Origin of the sequence: Amphritea atlantica (assembly GCF_900111095.1) — a bacterium.
Classification (GTDB): domain Bacteria; phylum Pseudomonadota; class Gammaproteobacteria; order Pseudomonadales; family Balneatricaceae; genus Amphritea; species Amphritea atlantica.
In genome coordinates this window covers 497,435-509,118 of the sequence record NZ_FOGB01000002.1, presented here as the reverse complement: position 1 = coordinate 509,118, position 11,684 = coordinate 497,435, and the positions used below count along the sequence as shown (strand labels likewise).

Sequence of the window (11,684 nt, the reverse complement as noted above, 5' to 3'; positions counted from 1 at the left end):
CAACCTGTCATGCAATATTTATTTTGATGTTAAGTGTTTTCTTCAGGATGCTTTTGCTTGCGCGTAAGACCAGATGCGGCTGGGTATATACAGTTCCCCCCGGAAAAGTTTCCGGGCAGTGCGGATAAGCCCGGCCCGATTGACCTGCAAACCCTGATCAGTTTCTGCCAGGTCAAGCACAATATCGATTTTCCCACTGGGGTGCTCTACACCGATCAGAATAGGTTCACCTACTGGACGATCAGCTAAATCGTAAGCAATGGTTCCGGGCAGCATCGCTGCCGTGCTAACGCAGATAGCGCCTGTGACTGCATGAGCAGCGTGACAATCTGTGGGGACAAAGTAGCGAGAACTGATAGTGCCGCCATGCTGAGGCGGAGCCATTAGTGACACTTTAGGCAGGACTTTACCTGTGGCATCACCCAGCCCCATCTTTAAAGAAGCTTGTCGCCGGATAGATTCGATACGGGCCAGAAGTTCGCGATCACTATCTAACTCTGCCTTGCTTTCCCAGCCACTTTTGCCGAGCGAGCTGGCAGGAATAAGCACCATGGGCATTGCAGCATCAACGCAGCTAACCTCAACGCCATCAAAAACGTCGCGTAAATTACCGGTTGGGAGCAGATGTCCCGTTTTTGTCCCAGCAACATCAAGAAAGTTAAGCACCACAGGCGCCGCTGTACCTTCTACACCGTTTATGCTGGTATCCCCGTCATACTCAACCTTGCCATTTGGCGTTTGTACGACGACTTCGATAAATGAATCAGTATTGATATTGTGGACACGGACCAGGGTTTCACCCTCTTCTGCTGTGACCAGCCCTGACTCAATAGCGAAAGGAGCAACACCCGCCAGCATGTTGCCACAGGAAGGCGAGCAATCTACGATTCGTTCAGTGACGGATACCTGCGCAAACAGGTAGTCAACATCCGCATCGGGGTGCCTGGATACCGAGACGATAGCCACTTTACTGGAGAGGGTGGTTCCGCCACCGATACCGTCAATTTGCTGGGCGTTACCTGATCCCATCGCGGCAAGGAGTACTTCGTCACGTAATACAGGGTCACGCGGGAGGTCATTGGCTAAGAAGTATGGACCCCGTGATGTTCCACCTCGCATCATCGTACAGGGAATGGCTGTTTGTGCTGCCATGATTAGACTCCTCTTATGATCGCAGGCCTGCTGCGGAATTTGTTATTAGTTTTTGAGAGATAGAAATTAGTTATTGCTAAGCACTGCAACGGTCTCAATATCATCCTCACAACCAGCGGCCTCGCCTGCGTCAGACTGCTTGCCAGCACCTGCGGGTATTGAGTTATCGATCACTAATTTCAAAATTGGATGAATAGATCTTTTTATTATTCTTTGTGTCAGCATCGGTCTTCTCTTAATCTGAACAGGCATCTCTTAAGACTTGATAGATCAGCTATCAGGCGCGCTTCAGACGTGAAAATTTGGTATTCAGATGGCAACTCTAACGAGTCAAGCTGTCAGCAACCTGTCATCGATTGCGTGGTGGCTAAAATAGTGCGGTGATTAAAATAGTGTGATGGCAACAATAATTACCGCCAGAACTCAGTCAGAGCTGATGCTTGAGAAGTGGGAAAGACAGGTATTAAAAAGCAGTCGCGGGTGCGACTGCTTTTTCAGCTATCAATTAAAAATTGAAGGCGTGTGTATTAAAGATTAAAGGCGTAGGTATAATCCAGATACAGACGAACATCGGTTTCATCGGCTTTAACACCATCCACCCGACCGACTTCGTTTGAGTTGTAGTCGTGAATAACGCCAGTGAATTTCAATCCTTTTATTGCAGGAACTTTATAGCTGACTGCAAGTTCTTTCCAGTATTCATCAGCTGAACCTAACGAAGGATTGGCGGAGTTTTCTGCATCCCAGCCTTTTGCTGCAGCAATACTGGTCACCAGGCCTGGAGCGTAATCTTTCCAGTCGTACTGCACTGCCAGTTTCAAAACAGTTTCATTCGCATTGGTCATATCAGGCCCAACACGAGACCGTGTCGGAAAGGGGTTAGTGCCGTGATCGCCAGCAAAGTTGTCTTCTATCCAGATGTCATCGGTTTTCGATACGGCTGCAGTCAGTTGCGTATTGCCTTTGCTCCATTTCGCTTCAAGGAAGGCCCCCAGACCATCGTTACTGCTTTTAGTGACACCGGCAATGCTGCCTGCAACATCTTCATCGTCCAGATCCCCGCTTTCTGAACCAGTGACGAACAGATCACCGTTGTCAGATGAGCTGAACACCCCGGCGGTGAACTTCAGGCTGGAATCTTCAAACCGGGTCACATAACTTCCCCGCAAGCCAAGCTTACTGATGTAATCCTTAGCATTGAGGTATTCAGCGTCGACGGTGATATCATCTTTCTTATATTGAATGCCCATCAAGGACACATACTTGAGATCACCTTCGGCTGATTTGTCAGTTTTAAATCCGATGAAATGATTATCGGCACGCGGTGACCACTTATTGTACACAGCGCCATACAGGTTCAGCCCTTTTACGGGGATATACATGGCGCTGATGCCCTGAAAACTGTTAGGAACTGCGCGGCTACCAGAGCTACTCAGGAACATAGACTTATGAGTCTGGCGGCCAATTTTAGCGCTGAAGCCTTCAATCGGGGTCAGATTTATAAATACCTGCCCCAGCAAAGCGTAACCCTGAGCCTCACCATCTTTAACGGTCAGTACGTCTGTGGTGATTTTTCCGTCTGAATCAATATCCTGAACAAAATAGGGAGAGATGCCGACACCCAACAACCCTCCATATTGAGGCGTGCTCCAGTCTGCAGTAATGGCAAGCGCTGACTGGGTTCGATCATTCGCTGGGTCTTCATACTCCCGGTCAAAATAAACCAACCGGGTTTTGGTTTTCAGTTTATAGCTGCTGTCGCTTTTATCGGCTGCGATCGCATGTCCGCTGAGTATCGCGGATGCGACGGCGACAGTGAGTACTTTTGTTGTTGTTATTTTTTTCATGAATCTACTTCCCTTCAAGGCGAGTGGTCTTAACCGTTGATAGATAAGCCTGCCGGGTAAACACTCGTAATGAGCGGTTATCCCGGTTAGCTCATGCACCATAACGGACTAACCTGTCATAAACCTGTCACAACCTTCTGCGGTTGCCGGGACGGGGAGTTGAGAGCAGGGATCAGGCGTTGCCCTCAGGCTGGCGGTTGATTGGATAACTCACCGGTAAGGATTCGGATTCTGGCCTGCTGGGCCTGACGAATATGGTCGCGGGCGGCTTGTTCTGCGGCAACAGAATCGCCCTTTTCTATCGCTTCAAGAATTCGCTGATGTTCGGCCAGGGCCGTTTCACTACGCGAAGGTAGTGTATACGTCGTGGAGCCAAGAAGCGCCATCGCATCACGCAGACTACTCAGGGACTTCAGTAGATAGCGGTTATGCGCAGCATGATAGATCGCGTTATGAAAAGCACGGTTGATTTCCGCTTGTATCGCGACATTGCCGCTCTGTTGTTTCTCCTGATTAAAAATCTCCCGGAGACTGAAAATCTCTGGCTCAGAGGCGTGTTTCGCGGCGAGGCTGGCTGCAGCAGCTTCCAGCACTTCCCGCATCTGATAGAGTTCTATTACCGCCTGGTAGTCCAGCTCGGCGACGGCCATCCCTTTATGGCCAACAAGACAGATGAGCCCCTCAGACTCCAGTCGCCGAACCGCCTCACGTACCGGCGTACGACTAATTTTCAGCCATTCGGCCAGTTCTACTTCGCGTATCCGGCTGCCAGGCTTTAACTCACCACTGACAATTGCATTCAGAAGTTGCTGATAGGCGTGTTCAGCTCTGGAGGATTGCGATTTTTTTGAGGACTGTGTAGCCATGGAGGACCTCAGAATCAAATTGAAAAGAGAGCGTTAAATGCCACAGGGGTTTATCAGAAAACCCCTGTGGATCAATGGTCAGCTGGATCGCGACTTTTACTGCAATTGCTGTTCGCGTAACAGTGCCGCTAACCGATAGAAACCATGTACCATTTTAGAGAACGGCATTAACACAAAGAACGCTAATACTGAGCCAAGATGAAACGCTAACAGTTCGGGTAGCCAGGGGCTGGCAGCCAAAACATAAAGCGCTAATCCTGAAGTGCTGACCAAAAATAGCAAAATAATAAAGCCCATTTCACCACCCCAGACACGACGATCAGCTAAGTCCCGATCGGCTTGTAACTTTAAGACCCCGAGTCCCAGCGTTCCGATGCTGAGCAGTACCCCACCCGAAACGCCTAGCATTTTGGGAAGAGAGAAGAGGGGATACGGTGCCTGCATATCAAACAGGTAGTGCATCAGTGTGCCTACTGAGGTTGCAGCAAAGCAGAGCAAAAAGCCAATCATTGTCGCCTGATGATACCAGCGACGCGCATTGGAGAAGCGGTCTTCATCTTCGAAATTACACCCCTCCCCGCTACCCCCTGCAAGGTTACGCATCTTCGCAACACTCGCTAACGCTGCTTTGATATGACTCAGCTGCAACTGAGTGCCACCAACGCTGCGCCAGTAGCGCCGCACGCTGATAGCAATAGCTAACACCGGGAGTAAAAAAGCAGGGATAAAAATAGCAATCATAGCGTTATGAGAAAGCTGGCTATAAAAGCCTTCACCGAAGTTTGCGTTGATACTTTGAGGCAGCTGATTGATCAGCCATAGCAGCAGCGCAAACCCTATCACAACGGCAACAGCGAGAGCTGCACCACTACGATGGAATGCTCTGGCCATAAACGCAGGCATAGCATTGTCTTGCCAGCTGTTCTGACGAACTTCGGCCAGCACTTTAGGTATGTTAATACCGAACTCATGCGGTGCCGTGTACTGGCATGCGTAGTGGCAACCCCGGCAGTTGTGGCAAAGATTAGCCAGCTGAGTAATCGTCGACTCCGAGAAGGTCCGCTCGCGATTTACAGCAGGAAAGACCGAGCAGAAGCTCTCACAGTAACGACAGGCGTTACAGACTTCCAGTTGTCGCCGGGCTTCAGTCATAGAACCATCTATGGTTTGTACAGCTTCATTTGGGTCGATATTGACGACATTAATGCTTTGCATAGTTTGCTGCCTCCTTTCCGGCAATACGACCAAAAACGGTACCGATAGTCATTCCAAAGCCCGCCAGATAACCCTGACCCAGTATTGAGCCAGCCATAGTCTCTCCTGCAGCCCAAAGGTTTTCGATGGGGCCTTCGGCGCTCTGCACCTGGGCGGTTTCATCCACCTTTAAACCTAAATAAGTGAAAGTTACGCCTGTACGCAGGCTGTAACCGTAATACGGTGGGGTATCAATCGGTCTGGCCCAGTTAGTTTTAGCCGGTGAGATGCCATCAGTGGCAAGACCATCAAGTTCCGTTGGGTGAAACTGACCAGGGCGACAAGCGGCATTGAACTCCTCAATGGTGTTCTGTAATGCCTCTGGGGGTAAGGTGAGCTTTTCTGCCAGTTCTTCAATACTGTCAGCCTTGATCGGCGGGAATACCGATGGCATGAACAGTTCCAGCGACTTTGCATCGATGATGACATAGCCAACCTGTTCAGGCTGGGCTGCGACTAAGCGGCCCCAGATGGCATAACGCTTTGGCCATACATCCTCGCCTTCATCATAAAAGCGCTGAGCCGCATTATTAACGACCACCGAAAAGGGAACACAGTCCAGACGGGTAACGATGCCGCCATCAAACTTTGGCGCACGGCCATCGATGGCAACGGCATGGCACTGGGTTGGATCACCAACGGATTCAGCGCCCTGATCCAACAAATCACGTAACACCGCACCTTTATTGTATGGCGTTCCGCGAATCAGAAAGTTTTTCGCCGCCGGACCCCATGCACTGGCTAACCAGTCGAGGTCGGCCTGAAAACCGCCGGATGCAACGATAATCGCCTTAGGCGTTAATCGATGTGACCGCCCCTGGTGGGTGAACTCCACGGCCTCGATACGGTTGCCACAACGCTCAAGATGAGTCACCTGAGCTTCGTACATAACCTCAACACCCAGCTTAGAAGCGGTGCGATAATAGGCGTTGACCAGGGCTTTACCACCGCCCATGAAAAACGCATTGGTGCGGGAAAGGGACAAGGTGCCAGAGAGTGAGGGCTGGAAGCGTACGCCGTGCGCCTCCATCCAGGCGTAACTCTCTTCAGTGCCACGGATAGCGACTCTGGCCAGCTTTTCATCTGTCTTACCTTTGGTCACTTTAAGAAGATCTTCAAAGTACTCCTCTTCTGTATAGCGGTCCGTCAATACAGCTAACGGTTCCTGATGCATACAACGAAAATTACGCGTATGACGAGAGTTTCCGCCACGGTAAGGTTTGGGGGCTCCCTCTAATATTAAGACCGTACTGCCATGTTCCGCAGCAGTAATGGCAGCGCATAATGCGGCGTTTCCACCGCCGATGACTACCAGATCATAGGTTTTGGCTTGCTGGATCATTATTTTGCCTGCTCTTAATTGCATACAAATGAATACATTTGGGTACATCTTAGAGCGTCAAGCTGTCACCAACCTGTCACGGTGACTTAAGAAAGTGATATGGATCGTGAGAGCTACAGAATGAAAAATTATTCCTTCATTTTTCGTGGGCTAGACTGATAGGATGAAACGAAAATACTAATAAAAAGATCACAAACTGATGTTTGTGACGTTTTTCTTTGGCAAAAATATGCGAATTCTAATAGTTGAAGACGATGAGATTCTTGGTGAAGCCATTAGTCAGCGGGCGACGAAGCAGGGCCATGGTGCTGACCTGGTTACGACAGGTACAAAAGCCAATGAAATTCTTAAACATCAGTCTTATGACCTGGTTATTCTGGATCTCAACCTGCCTGGACTGAACGGTGACCAGGTACTGGAAAAGTTACGTAGTCGCCATTCAAAAACCCCCGTGCTCATCCTGACCGCTCGAGATCAGATCGAAGATCGAATTCAGTTACTGGATCTCGGTGCAGATGATTATCTGGCGAAACCTTTTGACTTTGGTGAGCTTGAAGCTCGTTGCAGAGCGATACTTCGACGCCATCAGGGACAGTCCCTGGACACCATTAACTATGGCAATCTTGAGCTGGATCGCCGTGCCTGCACCGTAAAAATTGACGCTGAGCTGGTCGAGATGAAGCAGCGGGAATTTCGTTTGCTGGAGATTTTCCTCAGTCACACCGGGCGTGTATTAAGCAAAGAAGAGTTACTTGATCACCTCTATGGTTTCGACGAATCTCCCAGCCCCAATGCGATTGAAACCTATGTAGCGCGCCTGCGCAAAAAGCTACAGAGTAGCTCCGTCGATATTCGGACGCTGCGCGGTCTGGGATATCTGCTGGATCGGGAAAATGGTTAGTTATCCCTCCCAGTCTATTCGCAGTCAGCTAACCCTGATGACCGTCTGTTTACTGCTTGTATTGGCAGCACTGAGTTACTGGTCGGCTCATATGTATGGCAACAGGGCAGCAAGACTCTCTTATGACCGGTTGATGGCCGGAGCGGCTCTGCAGGTGGCAGAAAGTATTGGTATTCAGGATGGAGAGGTGATTTCTGATTTGCCACAGGCGGCCTTCGAAACCCTGTCTCTGGCACCTGATGACCGGGTCTTTTACGCGATCACTACCGCTGATGGCAACCATATTACTGGCTATGAAGGATTACCCCAACTCAACCCAAGCTCTGGAAAAGTCAGGCGGTTGGATGGACGGAGCGAGCTATCCCCTCAGTTCTTTGATGCTTATTACAGTAATGAACCAGTACGCTTTGTTGTTGTGAAGCGGGTTCTGAATGATGTGGGTATTACGCTGGAAGTACAGATACAGATTGGTCAGACGCAGAGAGCGAGCAATGCACTATCGGCAGATATCAGTTGGCGCGTATTGCAGTTTGTCGCGTTCTTTTCCGTGCTCGCACTGGTGCTGATTTTGTTTGGTATCTGGATGCTGTTAAGGCCACTGAATCAGTTAAACATCGCACTCAGTAAACGTTCCCATGTGGATCTTAGTCCTTTGGATCTTCAGGTACCGCAAGAAGTGGAGCCGTTATTAAAGACGATTAATCACTTCATGGAGCAATTAGCCACAACGCTGGACCGTTTGAAGCGCTTTACCGGTGAAGCGGCCCACCAGATCAGAACACCGCTCGCAGGCCTGAAGTCACAGGCACAAAATGCCCTGGAGGAACATGATGCACAACTACGCGAGCTGCAATTAAAACGTGTCGTCGAATGCAGTGATCTGCTCTCAGGAACGGTCAGGCAGATGTTGAATCAGGCAAAGCTGACCTACCGGTTTCAGAGCGAACTGTTCAATTCAGTACGTCTGGATAGCCTGATTAAAGAGGTTTGTCGTGATGTGGCGGTGGCAGCTTTGCGCAGCGATGTCGAGGTTGTTTACCTCAGTGCGGTGGAGATTTGTGTCGATGGTGATGAGTTTGCATTAAAGCAGATGATACAAAATATCTTAGAAAACGCGATTAAATATAGTCCAAGCGGGGGTGTAGTCGAGGTGGATCTGGTTGCCACGGCCGCACCTAAAGGAAAGGTCAGCGCTGTGCTCCAGGTGAGCGATAGTGGGCCGGGCATCCCGGAAGATGAGCGGTCACATGTTTTCAAACAGTTTTATCGTAGCCCGAATAATAAGCGCCCGGGTAGCGGTTTGGGGCTGTCTATTGCCCGGGAAGTCGCTGAACATCATCACGCAATATTAGAGCTGAAAGACAACCAGCCGCATGGTCTGACGGTAGAGATCTGCTTTGAAGGGAGACTGGTGAAATGATACGGCAAGCGATGCTGGCATTAGTGCTAATGATCTGCAATGTTCCGCTTCAGGCTGAAACACTCTATGATCTTCCAGCGTCTGAGCAGCCCGAATCCCAACTCAGAATCTACGGCGCTGCGGATTATCCCGCCATTGCAGCGGTGTTGCAGCAGTTTCAAAAAAAATATCCCCGCATCTCTGTTCACTATACCGAGTTTAATACCCGGGTATTGTATCAGCGTTTTCTTGAGGAGCAGCCGCACAGTGTCGATCTGGTGCTGAGCTCCGCGATGGATCTACAAATTAAATTAGTTAACGACGGCTATGCTCAGCCTCATCTGTCTTTGGAAACAGAACGGCTTCCTCGTTGGGCAAACTGGCGTAATGAGATTTTTGGTTTTACCTATGAACCGGCGGTGATTGCCATCAATAGTGACGTTATAAAAGGTGAGGATCTGCCCCGTAGCCGTTCAGAATTGCTGAGTTTAATCCGGCGCAAGAGCGATCTGGTCAAAGGCAGGATCGGCACATTTGATATCGAGCGGGTTGGCGTTGGCTACCTGACCTGGGCTAATGATCGCAAACAATCAGGCAGCTACGGGCGGATGCTAGAGTCCTTTGGCACCCACCAGGCAAGGCGTTTTCCGAGTAGTTCGTCGATGCTCAAGGCGCTTGCCAGCGGTGAAATTGTCATCGCTTACAATCTTATGGGCTCTTATGCGCTCGCCGCAGCCAAGAAAAATCCCGTGATTAAGGTCATCATGCCCGAAGATTACACGGCGCTGGTAATGCGCAGTGCGTTTATTCCCAGGAAGGCCCAAAACTTACATAACGCGCGTCTGTTTCTCAACTATCTGCTCTCGCTTGAAGGGCAGCAACTGCTGTCAGATAGCGCCAGCTTATTTCCCATTCGTGATGATGTCACTGGCATGCAAACCGCCCATACCCTGCTCAGTTCATCTCAAGGTCGGTTTCAGCCGATTCCACTGGGACTCGCACTATTGGTGCATACCGATCAGGCGAAGCGTCGCCTGATTCTGGATGAGTGGGACGCGGCTATGAAGTCAATCGATTAAGGTCACTTATCGCTCTTTGCTAGCAATCATCTCATCCCAGAAATGGCTGGCCAGTTCACTCAGGGGATGTTGCTGCAACCGGATCAGGTAGATAGGTACTTCGCTACACGAGGCGAAATTCTCTACCTGTAGCGGAATAAGTGCCCCACTTGCCAGTTCTGCTTCAATCATATGCAAAGGGATACGTGCCCACCCCATATCAGCCAGCAGTAGTGCTTTCTTAACCTGATAATCTTTGACATACCAACGCCGTCCACCGGAGATGATATTGATATTATCGATCGGTGACTGAGAGCCGGTGTCTGCCACTAATATATGCGGAACATGGCGAAGCACCTGCTGCGCAATGACCCCTGAGGTGTTGCGCCTATTGGCTTTCAGCAGACAAGCGTTAATACAAGCGGGGGTGGCGACAGTAATCATCGATACCTTTCCGATATCCACAAATTCAAAACGGTCATCCAACCCGGTATGAGGGCCAATAGCCACATCCGCCTTATCCAGATGCAGTTGTTCGAGAATACCCGAGAGATGCTCAGTGCTGATACTCAGTTGTAAATCCGGATGCCTGTCGCAGAATTGTTTGATCGTGTTAAGGCCCGGGGGTATGGCACACATGGCACTCAGAGAGATCGACAGACGGGGTGCAGCGCCTTTGGACAATTGATGCCCAAGGGATTCCAGTTCCGCCACATGATTCAGTAGTCGTTTCGCTTCCTTATAGAAGGATTTTCCTTCAGCGGTCAGGGTAGGTCTGTAGGCATCCCGGCTTAATAAACTGATCCCAAATTGTTCTTCCAGTGCCTTCACCGCCGCACTGATGGTGGGCTGGGTTTTGAACAGGTGAGAGGCCGCCGCGCGAAAGCTGCCCTGCTCGACCACGCTGACAAAGGCTCGCAGTTGATCACTCTTCATGAACGAAAAAACCTATCATTATGATAACAATATGTAGTTATCATGTTTTCGTCTTTAGCGCTACTCTAGTCGCTAATTTACGATTTAATACCCCTCTATTGTTTGAACGCGTAAGGAGCTAATTGTTGGACAGTGCCACTCTCGTCTTATTGGGCGCAGGATTAATTACCGGTTTTTCTAAGTTTTCAGTTGGCGGTATGGGTATGCTGATCCTGCCGCTACTGATGATTACTCACTCCGGCCCCGAAGCATTGGGAATCATGGTGCCAATGTACATTGTGACGGATCTGGTCGTCATCTCACTATATAGCAAGCAGGTGAACTGGGGTGTGCTGTTCCGATTGCTCCCCCTGCAGCTGCTGGGCATGATCATGGGGAGCTGGTTGTTAGCCGGTATGAGTGCCTCGGTGTTTTCCTGGCTTATTGGCAGCATCATTATCGGCATGGTGTCCTTAAGCTGGTGGCTGGAACATCATGATGCTGCATTTATGCGCAAACCCGCGATGGCTTCCTGCGTGGGTCTGGTGACCGGCGTTATCAGTATGACTGCCAGTGCGGCGGGACCTTTAATGAGTCTTTATATGTTGGAGCAGAAACTCACAAGAACGGCCTACATCAGTACCCGTGCATTTTTCTTTTTGATTATTGATCTGGCAAAAATCCCCATGTTGCTGAGCTTAGGGTACCTGAACATGGAAACCACCCTGACGGGTATCAAGGCTTTACCGGCGGTTGCGATCGGTGCTTTTATCGGGTTCTGGCTGTTACGTTCGTTAAAGTTAACGCAGTTTAAATGGATCATCAGGGGAATGGCTGCAGTCGCAGCAATCAAGCTGTTTATGTTCAGTTAACGATCCTCTGCAGTGGATAATCGCGGTATGATCATGCAGATCAAAGCGAGACACAGCAAGCATTGCTATAACGAAAGA

At 49.8% G+C, this 11,684-nt stretch carries 10 protein-coding genes; 4 read left to right on the top strand and 6 right to left on the bottom strand.

The window, feature by feature from the left end; translation table 11 throughout:
• Nucleotides 1-42: 42 nt before the first annotated feature.
• The 5 genes from BMY09_RS05610 to tcuA all read right to left on the bottom strand — a co-directional run bounded on the left by BMY09_RS05610 (nucleotide 43) and on the right by tcuA (nucleotide 6,461).
• Nucleotides 43-1,152, bottom strand: a complete 1,110-nt coding sequence (locus BMY09_RS05610) for a 4-oxalomesaconate tautomerase (RefSeq protein ID WP_091355091.1) — start codon at nucleotides 1,150-1,152, stop codon at nucleotides 43-45.
• Between the two features lie 527 nt (nucleotides 1,153-1,679).
• Nucleotides 1,680-2,999 (bottom strand): OprD family outer membrane porin, encoded by a 1,320-nt coding sequence (locus BMY09_RS05605; RefSeq protein WP_175483446.1) that lies wholly within the window; start codon nucleotides 2,997-2,999, stop codon nucleotides 1,680-1,682.
• 185 nt (nucleotides 3,000-3,184) lie between these two features.
• A complete protein-coding gene (locus tag BMY09_RS05600) occupies nucleotides 3,185-3,865 on the bottom strand; it encodes a GntR family transcriptional regulator (RefSeq protein WP_091355085.1) in 681 nt (226 codons plus the stop codon).
• Between the two features lie 96 nt (nucleotides 3,866-3,961).
• The gene (gene tcuB, locus BMY09_RS05595; protein ID WP_091355083.1) at nucleotides 3,962-5,080 is read right to left on the bottom strand and encodes a tricarballylate utilization 4Fe-4S protein TcuB; all 1,119 of its coding nucleotides are present in this window, start codon (nucleotides 5,078-5,080) and stop codon (nucleotides 3,962-3,964) included.
• Nucleotides 5,067-6,461, bottom strand: coding sequence for an FAD-dependent tricarballylate dehydrogenase TcuA (gene tcuA, locus BMY09_RS05590; RefSeq protein ID WP_091355080.1), 1,395 nt, complete (start codon nucleotides 6,459-6,461; stop codon nucleotides 5,067-5,069). Before tcuA ends, tcuB begins: the two co-directional genes overlap by 14 nt.
• Before the next feature lie 229 nt (nucleotides 6,462-6,690).
• Here tcuA and BMY09_RS05585 point away from each other — a divergent pair, with 229 nt between their 5' ends.
• From BMY09_RS05585 to BMY09_RS05575, 3 genes are read left to right on the top strand one after another with little or no spacing between them, the layout of a single operon-like run.
• The gene (locus BMY09_RS05585) at nucleotides 6,691-7,362 is read left to right on the top strand and encodes a response regulator transcription factor (RefSeq protein WP_091355272.1); all 672 of its coding nucleotides are present in this window, start codon (nucleotides 6,691-6,693) and stop codon (nucleotides 7,360-7,362) included.
• A complete protein-coding gene (locus BMY09_RS05580) occupies nucleotides 7,355-8,782 on the top strand; it encodes a sensor histidine kinase (RefSeq protein ID WP_091355077.1) in 1,428 nt (475 codons plus the stop codon). The genes BMY09_RS05585 and BMY09_RS05580 overlap by 8 nt, the downstream gene beginning before the upstream one ends.
• Nucleotides 8,779-9,840 (top strand): ABC transporter substrate-binding protein, encoded by a 1,062-nt coding sequence (locus tag BMY09_RS05575; RefSeq protein ID WP_091355074.1) that lies wholly within the window; start codon nucleotides 8,779-8,781, stop codon nucleotides 9,838-9,840. Before BMY09_RS05580 ends, BMY09_RS05575 begins: the two co-directional genes overlap by 4 nt.
• Before the next feature lie 6 nt (nucleotides 9,841-9,846).
• Here BMY09_RS05575 and BMY09_RS05570 read toward each other — a convergent pair whose 3' ends face one another.
• On the bottom strand, nucleotides 9,847-10,755 hold the full coding sequence (locus tag BMY09_RS05570; protein ID WP_091355070.1) for a LysR family transcriptional regulator: 909 nt from the start codon (nucleotides 10,753-10,755) through the stop codon (nucleotides 9,847-9,849).
• A gap of 125 nt (nucleotides 10,756-10,880) precedes the next feature.
• Between BMY09_RS05570 and BMY09_RS05565 the strand changes: the two genes are divergently transcribed.
• Nucleotides 10,881-11,606 (top strand): sulfite exporter TauE/SafE family protein, encoded by a 726-nt coding sequence (locus BMY09_RS05565; protein ID WP_091355067.1) that lies wholly within the window; start codon nucleotides 10,881-10,883, stop codon nucleotides 11,604-11,606.
• Nucleotides 11,607-11,684 lie beyond the last annotated feature (78 nt).